The following is a 22345-nucleotide window of genomic DNA, read 5'->3' on the forward strand; positions in this document are numbered from 1 at the left end:
TATTGAATTTTTCAAAATGAAACAGGAAAAATGGTTCGACCGGAAATTTAATTTCAAAAGTGAAGAGAATATTTTCCCATCTATATTAGAGCGGCTTGGGGGCACTCCGGCCCGGCTAGAGGAAAAGCTAAGGGGCGTTTCTGAAGATATTTTGACTTTTTCGCCTGACACCAAATGGACGATAAAAGAAAATATCGGCCACCTGGTTGACCTCGAACCACTTTGGCAGGGAAGATTGCAAGATATTATAAATGGCGAAATTGAGCTACGGCCAACTGATCTGCAGAATAACAAAACCCATTTGGCCAATCATAATGCAAGGTCGTTACAGGAGCTCCTGTCAGGCTTTAGGGAGATAAGAAAACAAACATTGACTGCACTACGCGCCATAGGTGATGAAACCGTTTTTAAGTCTGCCCTTCACCCCCGTTTAAAAACGCCAATGCGCACAATGGATCTTTTTATATTTGTGGCCGAACATGACGATCATCATTTAGCCACAATTACAACATTACTAGCTGGCAATGGAAATGACAACAAATAAAAATACAAGGATCGCAATTGCAGGCATCGGCGGCATTGGCGGATATATTGGTGGTAAACTCGCTCATTATTATTCGGATAAAGAAGATGTAGAAATTGTGTTTATTGCCAGGGGTGAAATGGCTGATGCCATTGACCAAAATGGCTTAAACCTGGTTTCGAAGGGCGTTACCTATAAATGTGCACCTGCCTTAACTTCTGATGACATTCAGCAAATTGGGAAAGTCGATTTGTTTATTATCTGCACAAAAAACTTCTCGGTAGCTGCTATTCTTGAAAAACATGCAAGCTGCTTAACAGTAAACACAATAGTAATTACCACTCAAAACACAGTAAACGGAAAAGAAACTGTAACGCCACATCTTCCGGACGGCGCAACGCTGATGGAAGGCAGTATTTATATCGCTTCGAACATAGTTGCACCCGGAAAGGTGGATCACATTGGCGGCCCGGCAAAATTATTTTTTGGCAGCGACGGACAGGCCGATAGCAAAGGCAATAAAATTGCCAAAATCTTCACTGATGCGGGTATAGACGCTACTTACACAACCGATATCAAACCCGTGTTGTGGAAGAAATTCATGTTTGTTTCGCCGGCGGCAATTGTAACTGCTATATTTCAAACCACATTTTTGGGGATAACCGAAAATAGTGAAGCAAAGCAGCTTTTTACCGGGCTAATGTCTGAGCTAATGCAATTAGCCAAAGCGAAAAAGATTGCTGTTGATGAAAACACGATAGCAATCAACATCAACCTGCTGTCGAATTTCAAGGGCGAGGTAAAATCATCCTTTCAACTTGATTTGGAAAACAACAAACCTGCCGAAATTGATTCGCTGGTAAAATATGTTATTGATGAGGCTAAATTGTTTAAAGTATCCACGCCGTATTTTGATGACTCACTAGCCCGGCTAATTGACCAATACGATTCAATAACAGCATAACCTTTATTCCGGCCTGTATAAAGTTCTTTAAATGCTAAACCAACATGCCAATTCCGAATATTTTCTATATTTATTGTCGGTATCAACCTAAATAATACCCGCACCTTCAAAATGAGAAAATCAACCATCTTCAACTATAAATTGATCATGCGCCTTGTGTTTTCGGCAATAATACTATTTATTGCCGCTCCTAGTTTTGCACAAAACGATGCATCATCCATTGACGACGCCCTGGCAAAACTGCCCGGAATAAAAATCATCCACAAAAAAGTAAGCGAATCTCCGTTTAAAGCTGAATATCAGCTTGCCATAAAGCAGCCCGTTGATCACAACGATACCACAAAGGGCTTTTTTTACCAGCAGCTGCGCCTTATACATCGCGATTTTTTAAAGCCTATGGTGATAGAAACCGAGGGCTACGACGGCCGGCCAGGCGGCAACGAGCTCGAAAAAATTCTGCGCTGCAATGATATTGATGTCGAATTCCGGTACTTTAATAAATCAAAACCCGAACCGCTTGACTGGCAATACGCAACATTTGAACAGGCAACTGCCGACCTGCACCACATCAACCAGTTATTCCGCAGTCTTTACCAATCGAAATGGATAAGTACGGGCATCAGCCGTGGCGGCGAGACCGCACTCACCTACCGCTATTTTTATCCCGATGACGTAGATGCTACGGTTCCGTATGTGGCGCCGATGCCCAATGACATTGAGGACAAAAGGATATACAATTTCCTTGACACCGCCGGCGGTGCCGAAGTAGCAGCAAAAATTAAGAATGCGCAGATTTTTATGCTACAGCATGAAAAGGAACTATTGGACAAACAGTCGGCGTATGCTCAAAAACAACACTACAATACCCTCGGCGGGATAGGCGCAGCGTTTGAATATGAAATAATGGAGTACCCGTTCTCCTTCTGGCAGATAAGCAACATCGACCCAAAGGATATACCCACGGGCGACAATGTTGAAGATTATTACAAACACCTAATGAAAGTTTTTGGCGAGGATGTCTCCGGGTTTTCTGACCAAAAGTCGGTGGACCCTTATCTGCCGCATTCATATATGACCTTTCAAACGGGTTATTACAAATACAACCTCAAACCCTTTAAAGCATATCTGCATTACCTGAAAGGACCAAATCCTTCAGCTGCATTTTTACCGGCATCATTACCCCGCAGGCCATACGACCCCGAATTTGAGAAAAAGATAAATGCATGGCTGTATAAAAGCGGCAACAAAATTTTATACATATACGGCGGCCGCGACACATGGACGGCATGCAAAGCGGAGTATGGGCCGACAGTAAATGCCAAAACTTTTATTGTTCCCGGTGCTAACCACTACATTGCGCGTATAAAAAGCATGACACCTGCCATGCAGCAGGATTTCGCCGCAGCATTGGAACAAATGACAGGGTTGAAGACTGATATGGGGGTGTTGAAGTAGGGCGGCATTTTGACCTGGCAAATTATTCACCCATCTCAAAATCGGTACTAACTACAAATAGCAAACAGACAGTGCAGGATGCTATTCCCTTTCAAAACTGCGAATATTAGGCAATATTTAATACCCGTGCCATTTGCACCGGTAACGCCTTTTGTTTAAAATTTACCAATTTAATATGCCTTCACTTAAATCAACATGTTTCTGCTTGTTGCTGCTAACTGCTTTTGCTATCCGTTCCAACGGCCAGGCAAAGCACAATAAAAAAACGTCGTTAAACAGCAATACAGCCCTTAAAACTCTAGAAACCGGCTTCATCAACATCCCTGATTCCGTACAAACCAGCGTTTACTGGTACTGGATATCAGACAATATCTCGAAAGAAGGCGTGGTGAAAGATTTGGAGGCCATGAAAAAGGTGGGCATTAACCGGGCGTTTATCGGCAACATCGGTTTGGATGATGTGCCTTATGGGAAAGTAAAAATGTTTTCGGATGAGTGGTGGGATGTTTTGCATACGGCGCTCAAAACAGCCACGCGGTTAAATATCCAGATCGGTATTTTTAACGGACCAGGCTGGAGCCAATCGGGCGGGCCATGGATCAAGCCGGAGCAATCCATGCGTTACCTCACTTCATCACAGTTGATGGTGAAGGGGCCGCTGGCATTCAACAAAAAACTGGATAAACCCCAAAAAGATTTCCAGGACGTAAAAGTTTTAGCCTACCCGGTAGCCGATGATTTTAATACAGATATCAGCAGTTTAAAGCCAGCGATGACATCAGTACCGGTTATCGACTCGATCAATAACCTTACTGACAATAATAACGCGACAGCTATACATTTAACCCAACACCAGCCGTTTACTGTCGATTTTACAACCACAACGCCATATACCGTTCGCAGTATAGTTATAATCCCGGTACACAAAACCGTTAGCCTGGAAGCTGATTTACAGGCAAAAATAAACGGCGGATATACCACCATTAAACATGTTACCATCGACCGTTCGAACGATAACCTGAATGTTGGTTTTACGCCTTACGGACCGGCGGCTTTTTCTATACCAGCAACTTCGTCCACCAATTTCAGGGTGGTTTTTACATCCATATCGTCCAATTGCGACATCGCCGAAATTAAACTCTCGGCTACTCCGATGGTGGAGAATTATATCGAAAAAACGCTGGCTAAAACCTGGCCCACTCCTCACCCATTCTGGACGGCTTATCAGTGGTTACCCCAAACTGCCGAGCCCTCTGCCTACATCATCGACCCTGCAAAAGTTATTGACATATCTGCAAACATGGCTGCCGATGGCACGCTGAACTGGAACATACCAGCCGGCAATTGGGTTATTGAGCGCACCGGCATGGCGCCCACCAACGTGCATAACTCGCCTGCCCCGCCGCAGGGTACCGGGTTGGAGGTTGATAAAATGAGCCGCCAGCATATCGAACAACATTTTAATGCCTATATGGGCGAGATTTTAAAGCGTATACCGCCCGAAGACCGCAAAACATGGAAGGTGGTGGTTGAGGACAGCTACGAAACCGGCAGCCAAAACTGGACAGATAATTTAATAGCCGAATTTAAGCAGGCATACAATTACGATCCAACACCTTATATGCCGGTGCTCCAGGGAAAAGTAGTAGGCAGTCAGGATATAAGCGATCGTTTTTTGTGGGATTTAAGGCGGTTGATAGCAGACGATGTGTCCTATAAATATGTAGGCGGCCTGCGCGAAATCAGTCATAAAAACGGGCTGACTACCTGGCTGGAAAATTATGGTCATTGGGGTTATCCCGGAGAGTTCATGCAATATGGGAGCCAGTCGGATGAGATTGGGGGCGAGTTTTGGAACGAGGGCGACCTGGGCGATATTGAAAACCGCGCGGCGTCATCATCGGCACATATTTACGGCAAAACCAAAGTATCAGCCGAATCATTTACCGCCGCGGGCAACCCATTTTTCCGCTACCCGGCCATGTTTAAAAAACGCGGCGACCGTTTTTTTACCGAAGGCATAAATAACACTTTGCTGCATGTTTATATCGAGCAGCCTGCCGACGACAAATTACCTGGGCTCGATGCCTGGTTTGGCGTGGAATTTAACCGGCTGAATACCTGGTTTTTTGATATGGATATATTTTTGAAATACATAAAACGCTGTAACATGATGCTGCAACAGGGCCGGTACGTGGCCGATGCCGCATACTTTATAGGCGAAGATGCCCCAAAAATGACCGGGGTATCCGACCCGGCAGTCCCGCAAGGCTACTCATTCGATTATATCAACGGCGAGGTAATAAAAAACCGGCTGACGGTAAAAGACGGCAAACTCGTTCTTCCAAATGGCATTACCTATAGCGTGCTGGTTTTACCGAAACTCAACACCATGCGCCCCGAATTGCTGTTGAAAATCAAAGAGCTTGTGCAGCAAGGTGCGGTTATACTTGGCCCAAAACCGCAGTTATCACCAAGCCTTCAAAACTATCCTGAGGCTGATAAGCAAGTTTCAACTGTTGCAAATGAACTATGGGGTGATATCGACGGAACATCGACAAAAGTTAACCACTACGGCAAAGGACTGGTAATTAACGGCATGGACATGCAGCAGGCTTTTGATTTTATAAAAGTTGTCCCAGATGCCAAAATTACCGGCAGCGACTCCATCCTTTTCATTCACCGTAAATTAACCGGTGGCGATGCTTATTTTATCTCTAACCAAAAAAACACCACCGTAAATATTAATGCAGATTTCCGGTTAACCGGGAAACAGCCCGAATTGTGGAACGCTATTTCTGGCAGTGTGCGTAATCTCCCGGCCTTTCAACAAACAACCTCAACAACTTCGGTACCTTTAACCCTGGCGCCGTTTGAAAGCGCATTTGTAATTTTCAGCAAACCAGCCATAAAAGGCAGCAACCGGCCGAACTTCCCGGCAGCGAAGCGAACTATTGATGTGACAGGCCCATGGATAGTCAATTTCGACAGCAAGATGCGCGGCCCTGCCAAACCGGTGGTATTTGATGGGCTGAGCAATTGGATTGATAACAGTAATGATAGCATAAAATATTACTCAGGCGCCGCGATTTACAACAATGCATTCAGGTTAGCTAAAAAAGTAAAAAGCGAGACTTACCTGCTTGATCTGGGCGACGCCAGGGCTATAGCAAAAGTTACGGTTAACGGTATTGACGTTGGTGGTGCCTGGACGCCACCTTACAAAGTTGATATTACCAAAGCCATAAAACCCGGCCACAACAAGTTGAAAATAAAAGTGGTAAACACGTGGGTAAACCGTTTAGTAGGCGATAGCATGCTGCCGGTTGCCGAAAGAAAGACATCGGCGTTTATTTTGCCAAATCCAAAAAACGGGCTGGAATCATCGGGATTGTTAGGGCCTGTAAAGGTTGAGATGGTGAGGTATTAAGATTACCTCACCACCAATTCTATCCGCAACACCGTTGGCTTTTCGCCAAACCTTGGGCCGCCCCAGTCGGTTTCGTCGCCGTTCAATATCCTTAATGGTTTAAAAGCACCACTTTGATAACTGCCTTCTTCTACTTTTATGTATTGCCAGGCCTTACCGGTGTTGGATCCTGTGGGCTTAAAAGTGATATGACTTTGTGTGCCAATGGCGATGAAATTATTTTCGCCAAGTTTTACAATCATCAGTTTGCCGATGGGCTGTTTGTTGATTTCAGTGACATTGGGCCTGCTGTTGCCAAATGATATCACTGCCTGCCATGCGCCAAGGTCTATCGTTTGGTCAGCATGGTCTTCGCGCTCAACAACAGCTTTTATCTTACCTTCAAATGCCCATTGCGCCAGTTCCCGCATCATATTGCCTGCCACTGCATAGTCGTGACCGTAGGGCGCTACATGTTCGGCAACTTTTTCCGGCGAGTCTCCCCTTCCATTATCGTCCAATCCAAACGGCGAAAAACCTATGCCACCACCGGCCAGTACTTCGTACAGGTATTTTGCATTTTCAGGGGTGAAAGCCGCTTCAGGTACAAAAAGCGCGTTATCCGGCCGATTGTAGAGTTCCAGCACTTTTAAAACCCTTTCGCTGCCTTGCAGGTAAATATCGGGGGCGAGTAAATCCAGCGCCGGGGCCGCTGCTTTCCAAATCGGGATAACATTATCTGTAGGGCCACCGCTTTCGTAGGTATTTGCCATAGGATTGGTCAACGGATCGCGCAGGGCTGCGTTGGTATATAATGGTAAAGCATACTGCGCTTTGCCTGCGGCAGCAACCTTCCCTATAAACCGGGCGACAGACCACGCATGAAAATACTCGTCGGCCCTTTCGCCAAATACTTTTTGCCAGGTACCTTGCGCGCCTTCAGGAACGTTTAGGGCCTTCAGCATCGCTGGTTTTAACAATTCCGACGGCACATTGCCTTCAAATAGTTTATGGGCCACAGGTGAATAATCGCGCATACTGTCCCACGCCCCCGATTCATTTTCAACCTGCACCATTATAACCGTGTGTTGTGCATCAGCGGCTTTTAAGTGCTTCATCACCTGTGTAAATGCCTTTACATCGGCATCCAAAGTAGCCTGGCTATGCGGCGAAGGCGAATCGATGTGCTTATCGTTTTTGCCGGAGATGTTGGGATATTTGCCAGCATCATGCTTCATCCATTCGGGCATGTAATGGTTGCTACCATTTTTCCAGGTGCCAAACCAAAGCAGCACCAGGCGCATTTTATGCTGCCGCGATTCGGCAAGCAGCTTATCAACTACCGAAAAATCAAATTTATCCTGTTGGGATTCAATTTGTTCCCAATATATGGGAATTTCGATGGTATTGAGGTGCATTTGCTCCGCTGCCCGCCAAACTGCGGGCATCATGCCAGGCCAGCCGCTGGAGTTGTGCACCTGCGCGCCCAGCATAAAAAATGGCTTGCCATCAACCAATAAGGCGTACCGGCCATTTTTTTCAATAAGTCGGGGGAGCGGGTTGGCCTGTCCGAAAGTTTTTATAATTGCCAATAAGGCTATCCCTATGCAAATCGTTATTTTTCTAAGCATCGTCATCATATTTATAATTCCCTAACCCAAATATTGCGGTAGCTGATAGGTTCGCTTTTATCACCATGGGCCTGTAATTTTATAGGCGATGGGCCGTGTTTGCGATATGCGGGTTGCCCGATGTAAGGAGTATCGCCTCTCAATTCAAAGTTGTTTTGTACGAGTACACCATTATGAAAAACCGTTACGCGCGCAGGTGATTTTACCGTGCCGTCGTCGTTAAAACGGGGGGCTGTCCAAACCACATCATAGGTTTGCCAGTCGCCCGGCGGCAGTGCGGCGTTTGCCAGCGGTACCGATTGTTTGTAAATACTACCCACCTGCCCGTTTACATAGGTTTTATTATTAAAATTATCCAGCACCTGTAATTCGTAACCACCCGCGCCCCATGGCAGGGCAGCTAAAAATATCCCACTGTTACCACGTGCCTGTCCGCTGCCGGTGATGTTGGTGGGTATGCGGTATTCGGCATGCAGCTGAAAATCCATAAAACGCCTGCGGGTTTGGATATCGCCTGCGGCTTTGTTGACGGTTATGATATGGTCGGCAACTATCCAGCCGGCTGCAGCGGTGGTATCTTTGTTTGATACCCAATGGTCGAGGTTGTCACCACCAAACAGGATAATAGCATCTGAAGGTGCAGCGCCAGGCATTTTGCCGGGCGTAACAATTTTTGGCACCGGCTCATAAATTTCAGTATCCTCTGGTTTAGCGGATTGCTGGGCGGCTGCTATAAAAAAGCTGCCGGTAAGTATTGTTGTGAGAATGAGGGTATGTTTCATTTTGGTATTTATTGAAATTGGTTAATTTGCGTTAAAAGCTTTTAAATAAGCCATTTGTCATTCTGAACGCAGTGAAGAATCTTATCAATTTGACAAGTCAGCACCATACCTATCCGCGTTCATATCGCTCGCAGAAGATTCTTCACTGCGTTCAGAATGACAAAATTAGTTTATGCCAATACTCCTGCTCTGCCCTTTATCATTCGTCACCACAACGCTCTTCACATCCTTCCCCACCGTAAAAAACCGGCCAGATTGCGACAGGAACGACGAGCCATAGTAAAACTCCTGCTTTTCTTTTTTGCCATTGGTGCAAATTATAATGGCGCTTTCATCATCGGGCAGCAGTTTTATGTTATGCCCATTTGCCTTAAGCTGAAATAATTTCAACGCCCCCCGGTTTTGGCTGGCGGCCAGCATGTAGCCGCCTTTGCTGTTTTGTAGCTTTACCAGCGCCTTTCCATCTCCGGGGATGTAGATGCCGCTTTGCAATATGCTTTGCGGGGTAAATCCGCCTTTACCGTTGCCTTTCAGCATCAGGCCGTTCAACGCATCGTACCGGCCTACTCCAACTTCAGTACCATAATCGTTGCCGTTTATCACCACGTCAAGGTTGCCGTCGCCATCAAAGTCGTCGACCACCATGCCGTTTATGGCCGATATTTGTGCCTGGTTGGGTAGTGGTATCATCGTAAATTTGCCGTTGCCATCGTTGCGGATATAGCACGATTGCGAAGTGTTTAATTTTAGCCGCAACGCGCCTTTTCGCATTTCGGGTGTTATCACTTCATCCATGGTTGCCAAAGCGTACGATTTGTAATTGGTATACCGCTTTTTAATGCTGATCATCTCCTTCAAAATATCCTCGCGCCCCACAGCAGGGAATTCCTTTTTAACCCCGGTTACATCCGGCAAAAAGATGGAGGTAAAGGCGCTGTATTCGCCGTTTTTATCAAAATCCTTAGCGGTAACATAAACCGGGTATTGCTCGCTGGCCTTGTAAAGGGTGTTTTGCCCAACATTCCCTACAATATAATCCATGCGGCCGGTATGCCCGAAATCGCCGGCAACTATGCTGTTCCACCAACCGGTTTTACCGGCAATACCTGTGGACTGGGTTGCGTTCTTAAATATTCCGTGGTCATTTTTCAGAAAGGTTACCGGCATCCATTCTCCGGCCAGCACCAGGTCGGGCCAGCCGTCGTTATCGTAATCGGTGAACAGGGCATCGCATACCAGGCCAATGTTTTTCAGCGCAGGAGCCACCTCGGCGGTCACGTCTGTAAATTTTACCACCCCATTTTTACTGTCGTTTCTTAGAATGCAGCTAGATACCGGCTTCGGATAATTCCATGGGTCGACCCTGCCGGATACAAAAAGGTCGGGCTTGCCGTCTTTATTATAATCAAATGCCCTTACACACAGTTTGCTGGTATGATTTATTGGGAGCGCATCATTGGCCGGTTTAAAATTGCCTTTGCCATCGTTCAGGTAAAGCTTATCCTGGTAAGTGCTGTCGTTAGGTGCATTTTGGTAGCCGCCATGAGCTATGTACAGGTCTAATTTACCATCGCCGTTGGCATCAAATAAAAGCATGCCTTCATCTTTTATATTCGAGAAGGTGTTTTGCTCTGCTGCAAATGCATGCTGGACAAAAGCACCGTTTTGCTGCTGTAAAAATACCTGCGCCGGGTAAATTGAGTTGCCTCCAACTATAATATCATCCAGGCCATTGCCATCAATATCGCCAACTGCCAGTGCCGGGCTGTAGTCTGATAATTTATGTGGCAGTAGTTTCTGGATGTTAAAGTCAACAAAATCCTTTTCGTTATGCACGAAATTGATGCCTTTTGCTTTAGTTACTTCGGTAAACAGGGTCTTGTCTGCCGTTTTTGGGCTATCCCATGCGTAGGCTTGTTTGGCATCAGCCGCATTAACGGTGAGTAACCTATCAGCCTTAACCTGCTGCAATACTTGTTTTTTACCATTTGGCCAGCGTACCACAATAGAATCCAGCACGCGGATTTTACCTAACCCAAAGTGGGCTACATTTTGATTTGTCGACAGGTAGCCCCGATATGGATTATTCTCCGCTACCTGGTGTTTGCCATTGTCGTAATAAATATCGGCCCAGGCGCCAAAGCCGTTCAGGTTATGGGCATCTCCTTTAAATTTCAGATGGATATAATTGGTATTAACCGTGTCCTTATCGCGCGAAGTATTTTTATATATAAGGGCCTCGTCATTAATATTATTAATAATCATATCCATAGCCCCATCGTTATTCAAATCGGCATATACGGCGCCGTTAGAAAAGGTGGGAGTATTGAGGCCCCAGTCTGTAGTTTCGTCCTTAAAAGTCAGGTCGCCATTATTTTGGTAGGCATAGTTATGAATTTTTACTGAGGGTATCTGGTCAAGCACCTGTTTTTTTGAGCCTATGGCAAATGCATTTTGGCGATAAGTCATAAAATCGTGGTCAGTTAAATCTTTAGGGAAACCATTGGTAATGATAATATCCCGAAAGCCGTCATTGTTAAAATCAGTTATCACAGGTGTCCAGCTCCAGTCAGTTTGGGCCGTGCCGCTCATAAAACCAATTTCGCTGAACGCCGGGCTGCCAACGCTATCATTTTGTAAAACCCTTGAGCCCTGGTTTATCTGCAACGTATTTCGTACATACTGATATTGATAGCCGAATAGATCAAAGCTTTGTATCGACTGGTAGCTGTTGGGGCCCAACATCATTTTCTTACGGTAATTATCCTCGGGGTTCATATCCAGCTCAAACACATCGGCAAGCCCGTCATTATTTATGTCGATGACGTCCTGCCCCATGGCGTTAAACGATGTGTGCTTAAAATATTCTTTGGACCGATCGGTGAAAGTACCATCGTGGTTATTGATATAAAGCAGGTTTGACGACAGGAAATCGTTGCTTACATAAATGTCTTTCCAGCCATCGCGGTTAATGTCGACTATAGTAGCAGCATGTCCGAAACCCTGGTACTTTATACCCGCTTTTGCCGATACATCCTTAAACACCGGGTGGTTTAGTTTTGCATCCCATTCGTTATGGTATAGCCGCCCCATGCTCGGAATCAGGCCTTTGTCCTTCGAGCCAAACACATTGGGGTAATAATGCTCATTAGCTTCGTTTACAGTAAGGTACATATCTAAATTGCCATCGTTATCATAATCAAAAAATGCAGCCATTGTCGATTGTACATTGATATCCAATCCGTATTCCTTTGCCATTTCTTTGAAATGCGGCACCCCGTCTTTATCTGCGCCCTGGTTAATATACAGCAGGTTGCGGCGCTGCAGCGGTTCCTTATAAATGGTATTACACACATAAATATCGGCAAGCCCGTCGTTGTTGATATCGATGACGGATACACCCCGACCCCACCTGCCCATGCCACCAACGCCGGCCTTATCGGTAACATCTTCAAACTTAAAATCGCCTTTATTTATATAGAGTTTGTTTGCTACGCGGTTTCCGGTAAAGTAGATATCCTGCAGCCCATCGTTGTTAAAATCACCAATCCCTACACCGCCGCCGTTGTAAATATTTACGATGTCAAGCGGGTTTATAGAGTCGTTTTCGGCAATGGTATTGTTAAAAGTAATGCCCGAGTGAGACGACGAAATCTGCTGGAACAACGTTGGTTTTTTGCACGAAAAAAAACATATTACACACGAAACGAGCGCTAAAAGTATCGGTTTGTCCATTATCAATCAGAATATTTTTATTATATTAAATAACTATTTTATTGAATATTATTATTAAATTAATCTTATCAAACATTCAATAATATGATTATTTGTGTTCATTTTTTTGGTTTATATCGTTATTATCTTAAGCCTGTAATTCTGAAAATTGCATCCTATTTAAATCCAGTTTCTTTAGCCGGAAATCAAATTTAATTTCAATGATTTACCTGTTGTAATACAAAAAGTACATTCTATATTCAAAACAGCAAATCATTAAAAAAAGCAGTTTGCATTTCTCATTTTGTCTATCTTATAATACACTGTAAATAAACATTTTATATTAAATTAAAGGATTTTACATACAAAATAAATATAATGAAAATCGGGCAAATACAGGCGTATTTTATTTATATTTAGCGTTAAGACCGGTCAAAAAAGCACATTATCAAAAGCGATAAAACATTCAATAAAAAACTGCTTTTTTTGACAAGTTATACTTATAGAACTTTTAATAAAACCGATAGAATTAAACCAAATGCCAGGGCTAAACAATTTGAAGAGAACCGTATTTATTTTTTCAATAATTTCATTATCGATACTGTTATTAAAATGCAAAAACACACCTGCTACACAAGTATTTTATTTGAACGATAATTTTATAGGGCTAAAACACGATGGGATGGTGAAGTTTTACGAAACAAAGGACCAAAAGAAATGGATATACGGCCCAAACAAAGATTTTAAAAACCCCGGCGGCGCGGAGCAGGTATTTTATTTCTTTGGCAGCTACATTGGGGCAAGGGATGGCAAAAACATAAAATTTTATCATACTGATAGGTCTGGCGCCTGGAACTATAGTCAAGGTAAAGACCTTACACTCACCGATAAAACCGACGGCGTTTTTTCTATCAATTATAGCACAATCGGGGCGTGGCGCGGTAAAACTATTAAGTTTTATGAAACCAATAAACAAGGCCAGTGGGCGGCCAGTCCGCTCAAAAACTTCGTGAACGATGACGACATTGATGGCGCATTCACCCCCGGAAATAATTTTTTAGCTGTGCGGGCGGGCAAAACCGTTAGGTTTTATTACGTAGATCCGCAAGGCAACTGGGCCAATCGTGGTAATCTTACGTTTACAAGTACCGGTGCGGTAGACCAGGTTTTTTATTTAAATACCGGGTCGATGGGGGTTTTGAGTGGCAATACCATCAAATTTTACCAGGTAAACAAACAAGGTACCTGGGAATATAAGCCGGGATTTGATTTTACCTTTTAACTGTATATGAAGAAGATAAATGTTGTTGCAGCAATTTGCGCAATAATGGCCTGTTTTGTTTACATGCAATGTAAAACCGCAAAACCCGCCGATCCGCGTGGGGAAGCCTATGCCGGCGCAGCAACATGTGCAAAATGCCACAGCGCTATTTCCAACTCATCCCTGCATACGGCACATTATTTGGCAACAGTTCCGGCCAATCTTAGTACTATCCACGGCAGTTTCGCTAAAAATGCGAATGTTTTTGATTTCAGCCCATCGCAAAAAATTGTTATGGAAAAGCGCGATAGCGGGTTATTTCAAACCTATTATTTGAACGGGAAAGAAGTGGAAAGCCACCGTTTTGATATTGTTTTGGGCGGCGTAAAAGGCGAAAGTTACTTGTATTGGCACGGCAATGCCTTAAACCAGCTGCCGGTTTCGTACTATTCAATGCAAAACCAATGGCTGATGAGCCCGGGCTATATGCCGGGCCAGGTATATTTTAACCGGCCAATTGCTACCAGGTGTATGGAATGCCACGCCAGTAACATTGGCGGAATACCCGATAAATCACCACAACTAACTGGAGGTGAGCAATTTGATAAAGGCAGCTTGGTATACGGGATAGACTGTGAGAAGTGCCACGGCCCGGGCGCACGGCATGTTGAGTTTCAAACCAACTACCCTGAAGTAAAAACTGCGAAATATATTGCAAGCTTCAAGTCTTTACCGCGCGAACGCAAACTGGATGTTTGCGGGGTATGTCATTCGGGCAATAAAAGCCCAATGTTGCGCTCAACTTTTGGCTTTGCCCCTGGCGACACGCTGGCCAATTACAAGTTGCCGGAAATGGTCGGCGCCATTGATACCGGCCACCTCGACGTGCACGGCAATCAAATTCAACTTTTGCAAAGCAGCAAATGTTTTATGGGCAGCAAACTTGATTGCCAAACCTGCCACGATACTCACCAAAACCAACGGGGCAACCTTTTGCTTTATTCCCAAAAGTGCCTGGGTTGCCATAGTACCACCAAGCACAATTATTGCAAAATGGCCAATACCATTGATGCACAGTTAATTAAAACCAATTGCGTACAATGCCATATGCCGGCACTACCCTCAAGAGTGATTATCGCGCCAACCCAAACCAAAAGTGCATCGGCCGATATTTTGGTGCATACGCATCATATAGCCATTTATCCGCAGCAAGTGAAAAAGGTTTTGGCGATGGCGGCTGGGAAATAAATTACGATGAGATGACATTGCCTATAACGCACAGGCCATCGACCTGTGCTGATGGATGCCACCCCGTTGGAGCTATGAAATATCGGTTCATTTGAGAAACACGGACCAAATAACGTTTTTTGATTTTGGCCCAAAATCATACTATTTTCTTTATACCACCAGCCCCAAAGGGGCGCCCTTCGTCAGCGCAGGTCGCAGGCCTGCGCAAAACCAGGCGACATTGCAAAAAAAATGCCGCTCCTTCCGAAGCGGCATTTACAGAATATATTAAATCAACTAACTAGTAACCAGAGTTTTGCGTAAGATTTGGGTTCAAACCGATTTCGGGTTGCGGGATTGGGCAAATATCGTGACCAACAGGCAACGATGTACGCCAAACGCCATGCAACTTACCATCAGCTGTTGGGCCGTATGGATAAGGTTGTGGGTTCAGGTTGTCAGTAGTGCCATAAGCAGCGTGGATAAAATCACGGGCTACCTGGCCTGGGGTTGTACCACCGGCACGACGCAGGTTGTAAAACAGCGAGTAATCACCGCTTAACTCATGGCGATATTCGCTTAAAACCATTTGCATCGGATCGGTTATCGGGGTGGTAGCTTTGCCATCATAGGTAAGGCCATCCTGCATAACTGGAGGTGCAGTACCACCAAAGGCACGGTCTCTAACTAATTTCAAGTCGGCCATTGCTCCCGGGATATCTCCGGTGTGTACTTTACACTCAGCCCTGTCAAGTATAACTTCAGCATAGCGCAGTAGGATCTGGTCTTGTGAACCGAAGATGGCCGATGTACCATTTGCGCCGGTCAGGTTTGGATCGCGCCATTTTTTTGCGCAGTAGTAACCTGAGCGGGTAAGGTCATCGCCATACCATGGTTGCCTTAACGCACCGCAGGTGTTTATAATTTGGTCGTCGTCACCTTTGTATGATGAGTAGGTTTGCGAAGCGTTGTCCTTTACGTTGTTGGCAAAGCCGGCTTTCACAACCGCGTAACCTTTTATTCCGCCCCATTTGGCTATAATGCCAGGACTCTGAATTTCGTCGCCAGGGCCTATAATAGTTAATGTTTTACGCAAGTCACCAGCCTGGTATGAGTACCAAAGGCCAGGGTTTCCATAGTCATAACCAAAACCGCTTATTTCGTGTGGCCAGCTAAAATCATCAATCCAGGCAATTTCGCCGCCATTTTGCCAGCCGCCGTCCCAGCTTTGTGATTCACCTGTTGGCAAATCAAACTGAATTTCAAATAACGACTCGTCATTGTTCTGGTGGTTAAATTCGTGAACGTCAACAAAGTTGGGCATTAAATGATAGTTCGAAGTAAGCTCGCTGTTGTTAAATGCAGCTAAAGCCAAATCATATTTCTTTAACCACATTTGGGCAGCGCCTTCGTAACCGTAAGCAGCGCCTTTTGTGGCACGGCCAAGTTCGGCTGCAGGTAAAGCTGATTTTGACAACAATAAACCTTCAGCTTGTTTCATATCAGATACTACCTGGGCAAATACCTGGTCCTGTGTGCTGCGCGGCGTTAAGCCTGTGCCGCCCGGTTTTAATTCCAGCGGAACACCGCCAAAAGTACCGGCAAGATAGTAATAGGTCATGCCCCTCATAAAGTAAGCTTCGCCTGTTAACCGATTTGCCAGTTCGGGAGTAACTACACCCTTGGCTTTGGCGGTTTCTACTATGCCGAATACCGAGTTAGCCCTTGCAATAGCGATGTAGGCATTCCTCCAAAAAGTGTCAATCGCACCAAAAGTAGGGCTGATGGTGTATGAGTTCCATGCAACGTCGGCACCGTCATTATACCAGTCGTGCGAGAAGAAGTTTGCATAGTACCAAATTGACTTCTTCATCAGATCACTGTTCTGGTAGCTATCGTAAATACTGTTTACCAGCGCAACAACATCCTGCGATTTTGTAAATGTACCTGAGGCCGTAGAGTTTTGCTGATTTGTTTGCGTTAAAAAGTCTTTTTTACATCCCAGTGGTATCATCAGCACCGCAAACAGGCAGATGGCGACAAGGGTGATATTTTTCTTTTTCATTTTCATGTCTTTAATTATTTATCTTCTTTATTAGAAAGTTACGTTTAAACCAACGGTGAAATATTTCGATGAAGGATAAGTACCGTTATCAATACCATTTTGTGTACCAAAGCCACCCTGTGTACCAATTTCAGGATCTAAACCTTTGTAACCGGTTATGGTAAACAGGTTTTGGGTTGATGCGTAAAGCCTTAGTTTTGATATCGAAAGCTTCCTAACCAAAGCGCTTGGCAGCGTATAGCCAATTGTTAAGGTTTTCAGTTTCAGATAGCTGCCGTTTTCAATCCATTGGCTCGAAGGAACCGAGTTGAGGTACGAGTTATCGTTATAGTAAATCCTGGTGAATTCATTTGACGGATTTGATTTGGTCCAGGCATTTTTATAATATTCCTGGCTAAGGTTTTCAACCCCTACGAAACCGCGGTTCTGGAAAGTTTCCAGGTTGCTTTCTTCGTAGTTTAAAATTTTGTTGCCGTAGCTGCCGTAGAAGTAAAGGTTAATATCCCATGCCTTGTAGGTAGCATCAAGATTAAGGCCTCCAAAAAACTTTGGTTGCGGGTTGCCTAAGCTAACCTGGTCGCTTGCGTTTACAACGCCGTCGCCGTTAATATCAGCAAATAACCTATCGCCCGGGCCGGTAAGCGCCTGGTAGTAAAATTTATTAACGCCATTTGTTTTGGCTGATGCATTTGCGTTTAATGCATTAATTTGGTCTTGCGATTGGATAACACCTATTGATTTATATCCAAAAAACTCACCAACCGGCTGGCCGATGTGGGTTTCGCTATAAACTCCCCAGCCCTGGCCATTCAGGTTAACAGCACCATTGGGACTGTTAAGCGGGTTGGTTATAAAAGTTGTACCGGAGTTTAAGGCGGTAAGTTTATTTGTAATGAATGAAACCGTTAAACCAGCTCCAAGCCTTAAATCGCTTGAAGTGGCGTGGCTGTAATTCAGGGCAAACTCCCAGCCTTTGTTGCTCATTGTACCTACGTTTTGTGATTCGTTGGTATAGCCTGTTTGCGGCGGTACAGCAATATATAACAAAAAGTCTTTCGATTTCCTGTTAAACCAATCAACAGTTAGGGTCAAATCGCCATGTAAAAATGCCATATCAGCACCGATATCGGTTTGGTAATCAGTTTCCCACCGAAGGTTCGGATTCTCAGGAGATGTTGCCGCTATACCTGGCTGGTATATTTTATTGAACGGATAACCAAGGTTTCCGCTATTGGTAGATGCTGAACCTGTTGAATATTGTGCTTCGTATTGGAACAAGCCGATAGGGCCTTCGTTACCAACCTCGCCATAGCTACCCCTTAATTTAAAATTGGTAAGCCAGTCAACACCTTTCAAAAAGTCTTCTTCTTTTACTTTCCATGACACAGCTCCTGATGGGAACGTACCATATTTATGCCCAACATCAAATTTTGAGGAACCGTCGCGACGTACAGTACCGGTAATAAAGTACCTGCCGGCATAGTTATAGCTCAACCTTACAAACTGCGATGCAAGCGACTGAATGTTTTGCGCGCTGGTGCCAAGCTTTAAATTGCTAACCTGCGATATATCCCGGATTTGAGAATTTGGAGGGACACCGCTGCCGCTGAAACCATTGTTGGTTAATTCCTGTTCAGACACACCACCTAAGAAATCAATAGTATGTTTGCCAAAAGTGCGATTATAAGAAAGTGTATTTTCCCATATCCAGTCAAACGAGGTATTTAAGTTTTGATTGTAGAATGCATTTTGAGTTGCACCCGCCTGTGAGCCATACTGGTTAACCAGGCGGTCATCTTCAGGTTGAAAATAGGAGCCGTTTATACCTGTTACGGTAACACCCGCGTTGGTTTTGATTTTAAGGCCCTCAATGATGGTGGCTTCCAACGATGAGTTGGTTAAAAAGAACTGGCTTATGTTTTGGTATTGATTGTGGCTGATGCCGTAAACCGGGTTGTTATATTTAGCAACATAGGTATAAATAGGATTAAAAAAACCGTAGTTACCGTTACTATCACTTATCTGGCTGGTCTGCTTGTTACCACCGTCAAGCGTTGGTGGTAATTGCGCCAGGTTACCCAATGAACCGGTACCAAACGGGTTGTTAGCATTTTGATAGCTGTACTTGGCACTGGTTGATGATTTTAACCATTTGGTAGGCTGATAATCAAGGTTAAGACCCAGTGTAAGCCTTTTAAAGAATGAGCCAAGCACTATACCTTTCTGATCATAATAACCAATTGAAGCCGACGACTGAACCTTGTCGTTACCACCGCGTATAGCAAGGCTATAATTTTGTGTTAAACCAGTACGGTAAATTGCATTTTGCCAATCAACACTGGTAAGCGATGTCGGGTCGTTCCAGTTGGATAGCACACTAAACTGCTTTGCAGGATCGTCTGCTGCCTGTTGCACAGCCAGTGTAGCAAATTGCTGGGCGTTTAATAATTTGTACTCTTTAGGTCTGCTTTGGAAAGCTGTGTAGGCGTTAAACTCAACTGTGGTACCATCTTTTTTACCTTTTTTGGTATTGATGATAACCACACCGTTGGCTGCACGTATACCATAAATAGATGTTGCAGAAGCATCCTTTAAAATGTCGATAGATGCAATATCACTTGGGTTGATGTTATTAATACCACCTGTTTCGAGTGCGTAACCATCAACAACATATAAAGGACTGTTGCCATATTGTGCCAAACTACCGGTACCGCGTATTAATATACTAACATTGCCGCCTGGGCTGGCATCGTTATTGGTAACCTGCACACCTGCTGCACGGCCTTGTAAGGCTTGCTCAACCGAAGTAACCGGAACCTTAGCAATAGTAGCCGCGCTAACCGAACTGATCGCACCGGTAAGGTCGGTGCGCTTTTGGGTGCCGTAACCTACCGATACTACCACAACCTCATTCAGGTTGCTAACCGCAGATGCAAGCTTAACGTTGTACACGCTACCGCTGCCTATGGCAACTTCTTTGGTTACATAGCCCACAAAGCTAATTACCAGTGTTGCATTGTCGGGAACGGCGAGTTTGAAGGTACCGTTAACATCGGTCACGGTGCCGTTTGTTGTCCCTTTTATTTTTACGCCGGCGCCAGGTATTACGGTGCCATCGGGATCACTTACCGTGCCTGATACCTGCCGGGTTTGAGCTACCGCGGCAAAGCAGGTAAATAAAGTAAACAAAAAAACGAAAATCGTTTTTTTGCTACTATTGAATTTGTTAAACAGTAAATCTTTGTTCATTTTGAGTCATTTAGGATGATTGATTATAAGTGTTGGTTTGATTATTATAATGCCGGGCTTAAAGCCCGAGTTGATTATTCATGTGTTGGTTTAAAGGTCTGCATGTAAAAAACCTTAGTTATGACGATTGTGGTTACTCGCACAAATTCCTGCCCGGTTTAATTAAATGCGGAGACCGCGATTTTATAATTGGTTACAGTTATAAAATTATACAGGAAGTGATAAAAGGGATAACACTATTGATAATGATTATAGCACAAATGTTAATCATTTTTTAATCAACTAATAATCAATACATTAACTAATATTTAGTTAAAAAATCATCAATAAATGCTACAATAATCGCAGCATATTTAACATTATTGGTACCGCCAGGGGTACTATTGTTGCCACCGTGTTCAACTTTTAAAAATTATCAGTTAAAATAGTATCATACCAAAAAATGAGGTTTTCGCGCTTGCGGTGTGCGGCATTTTTTTTCTCCGGGGGGCAAAAAAATCAAAACTGTTGAAGGCGAAAACCAAGCAATGCTTTATTGCCGAATAGCAGGTTAAGAAAAATGAATATAGTGTGTGTGCGGACGACGTTAAAAGCTTTTTATCCCTTTTGGATTTATTTTCAGGATGTTACCTTCAGCGTCAAAGTTCAAACTATCAAGGCAAAGCTCGCGCAGCACAAATTCCTTTTTTTGGGGATGAATACGGTGATACAAAATAAAATATTGCCCGCTTTGTTGAAAAACGGTATGGTGGCCGGGTCCTACGGTGGTGCTGTCGGCGCTGGTTGAAAGTATGGGGCCGTTTTTGCATTCTGTCCATGGCCCAAACGGTGTTTTACCGGTCGAATACCAAATTTGATAACTTGCATCAATAGCTTTTCCGTACGAGTACATCAAATAATACAAATTATTGCGCTTAACCATGTGTGGCGCCTCGAAATAGTGGGGCGGGGTTATCTCAACAGGTGTACCATCAAAAGTAACCATGTCCTTTTTTAATTTCACCGCCATGCAGTGCCCGTTTACCCAGTTAAATCCCGAACCCCAATACAGGTAAGCCTGGCCATCGTCATCAATAAAACAATCGGCATCTATATTGTGCACTGCCGGGAATTGATTTGCAGTTATTAATGGCGTGTTATCATTTTTTGCATTTTTCCAGGGGCCAAGCGGTTTGTCGCTTACACCAGCCCAAACTTCACTACCAACAGCAACATACATGTAAAACTTACCGTTTACCGCTTTCCTTACTGATGGCGCCCATACCATGGAATTGTTGGAAGTTGGACTTGTGCACGCAGCCTTGCTTGGCCAGTTAATATGTTTGGTTTGGAAGTTAATAAAGTCCTTTGTTGTAAACACACCTAATTCGCTGCCTCCCCAGGGATCGATGGTGGCGTAGATGTAGTACACACCTTTATCTTTTATAATGGTTGGGTCGGCATAATAGCCCTTAACAATTGGATTGGTTGTTGATTTTTTTTGTGCCGACGAAAATTGCCAAAGATGCGTAAGCAACACCGGCAATAATACCAATTTTGATAAGCGGCTGATAGACTTCAGGGTGAGTTTTTTCATAACTAATAATGATTGCTGTATGACCAGTTACATACCCGGCTTTTTTGCAGAGCCAATTAAGTTGACGTCAACCAACTCCAGCGACGTCACCATATTCTTAACAGTCTCTTTGTATTTTTTAAAGTGAGCGGTTTCAATATGTGCCTTGTATGCCCCTGTATCGGCATAAATTTCGAGGATTGTTATGTGTGATGGATTGTTTTTATCGGCAACGGCGTAGTATGTTAACACGCCCGGCTCTGCGCCTACAGCGGTGGTCATTTGTTCTTTAAGAGCGGCATTATATTTCTCCAGTTGCGGTGGGTCCACCTGGATTTTTGCCAGCCTTACCATTTGAGTTCTTTGCTGCGCCATTGCTTTTTTACTAAAACTAAGCGCAAGTATATACATAGTAACAATAAAAACAGCACGGCTACCCTGGGATAGCCGTGCTTTAATAATCTCGGTAAGTTTATTCATAGCCCTTGGTGACAAAACGTTATCTAAGCA

13 protein-coding genes are annotated in these 22345 nt (G+C 44.2%); 6 read left to right on the top strand and 7 right to left on the bottom strand.

Features of this window, described 5'->3' with window-relative positions; genetic code table 11:
• Window positions 1-16 precede the first annotated feature (16 nt).
• From NAF19_RS00905 to NAF19_RS00920, 4 genes are all read left to right on the top strand, one after another.
• Entirely contained in the window at window positions 17-544 is a 528-nt protein-coding gene (locus NAF19_RS00905) for a DinB family protein (RefSeq protein ID WP_252787856.1), read from the top strand.
• Window positions 525-1487: a ketopantoate reductase family protein gene (locus tag NAF19_RS00910; protein WP_252787857.1), complete on the top strand. Its 963-nt coding sequence runs from the start codon at window positions 525-527 to the stop codon at window positions 1485-1487. Before NAF19_RS00905 ends, NAF19_RS00910 begins: the two co-directional genes overlap by 20 nt.
• Before the next feature lie 111 nt (window positions 1488-1598).
• Entirely contained in the window at window positions 1599-2942 is a 1344-nt protein-coding gene (locus NAF19_RS00915; protein WP_252787858.1) for an alpha/beta hydrolase family protein, read from the top strand.
• Between the two features lie 175 nt (window positions 2943-3117).
• Window positions 3118-6372, top strand: a complete 3255-nt coding sequence (locus NAF19_RS00920; RefSeq protein WP_252787859.1) for a glycosyl hydrolase — start codon at window positions 3118-3120, stop codon at window positions 6370-6372.
• A 2-nt stretch (window positions 6373-6374) separates the two neighbouring features.
• On the opposite strand, the gene NAF19_RS00925 is transcribed toward NAF19_RS00920, so the two are convergent.
• The 3 genes from NAF19_RS00925 to NAF19_RS00935 all read right to left on the bottom strand — a co-directional run bounded on the left by NAF19_RS00925 (window position 6375) and on the right by NAF19_RS00935 (window position 12499).
• Window positions 6375-7982, bottom strand: a complete 1608-nt coding sequence (locus tag NAF19_RS00925; RefSeq protein ID WP_252787860.1) for a DUF5597 domain-containing protein — start codon at window positions 7980-7982, stop codon at window positions 6375-6377.
• Between the two features lie 11 nt (window positions 7983-7993).
• Window positions 7994-8764, bottom strand: a complete 771-nt coding sequence (locus NAF19_RS00930; protein ID WP_252787861.1) for a 3-keto-disaccharide hydrolase — start codon at window positions 8762-8764, stop codon at window positions 7994-7996.
• 165 nt (window positions 8765-8929) lie between these two features.
• The gene (locus tag NAF19_RS00935) at window positions 8930-12499 is read right to left on the bottom strand and encodes a VCBS repeat-containing protein (protein WP_252787862.1); all 3570 of its coding nucleotides are present in this window, start codon (window positions 12497-12499) and stop codon (window positions 8930-8932) included.
• 535 nt (window positions 12500-13034) lie between these two features.
• Between NAF19_RS00935 and NAF19_RS00940 the strand changes: the two genes are divergently transcribed.
• A complete protein-coding gene (locus tag NAF19_RS00940) occupies window positions 13035-13760 on the top strand; it encodes a hypothetical protein (protein ID WP_252787863.1) in 726 nt (241 codons plus the stop codon).
• 6 nt (window positions 13761-13766) lie between these two features.
• The gene (locus NAF19_RS00945) at window positions 13767-14987 is read left to right on the top strand and encodes a multiheme c-type cytochrome (RefSeq protein ID WP_252787864.1); all 1221 of its coding nucleotides are present in this window, start codon (window positions 13767-13769) and stop codon (window positions 14985-14987) included.
• Window positions 14988-15267: 280 nt separating this feature from the next.
• On the opposite strand, the gene NAF19_RS00950 is transcribed toward NAF19_RS00945, so the two are convergent.
• From NAF19_RS00950 to NAF19_RS00965, 4 genes are all read right to left on the bottom strand, one after another.
• Window positions 15268-17031 carry a RagB/SusD family nutrient uptake outer membrane protein gene (locus NAF19_RS00950; protein ID WP_252787865.1) on the bottom strand — a complete coding sequence of 588 codons (1764 nt, stop codon included), beginning with the start codon at window positions 17029-17031 and terminating at the stop codon, window positions 15268-15270.
• A gap of 30 nt (window positions 17032-17061) precedes the next feature.
• Complete coding sequence (locus NAF19_RS00955) at window positions 17062-20280, bottom strand: SusC/RagA family TonB-linked outer membrane protein (protein WP_252787866.1); 3219 nt, start codon at window positions 20278-20280, stop codon at window positions 17062-17064.
• 586 nt (window positions 20281-20866) lie between these two features.
• The gene (locus NAF19_RS00960; RefSeq protein ID WP_252787867.1) at window positions 20867-21856 is read right to left on the bottom strand and encodes a family 43 glycosylhydrolase; all 990 of its coding nucleotides are present in this window, start codon (window positions 21854-21856) and stop codon (window positions 20867-20869) included.
• Window positions 21857-21883: 27 nt separating this feature from the next.
• Complete coding sequence (locus NAF19_RS00965; RefSeq protein WP_252787868.1) at window positions 21884-22315, bottom strand: putative quinol monooxygenase; 432 nt, start codon at window positions 22313-22315, stop codon at window positions 21884-21886.
• Window positions 22316-22345 lie beyond the last annotated feature (30 nt).

Origin of the sequence: Mucilaginibacter flavidus, from assembly GCF_024055575.1 — a bacterium.
GTDB lineage: Bacteria > Bacteroidota > Bacteroidia > Sphingobacteriales > Sphingobacteriaceae > Mucilaginibacter > Mucilaginibacter flavidus.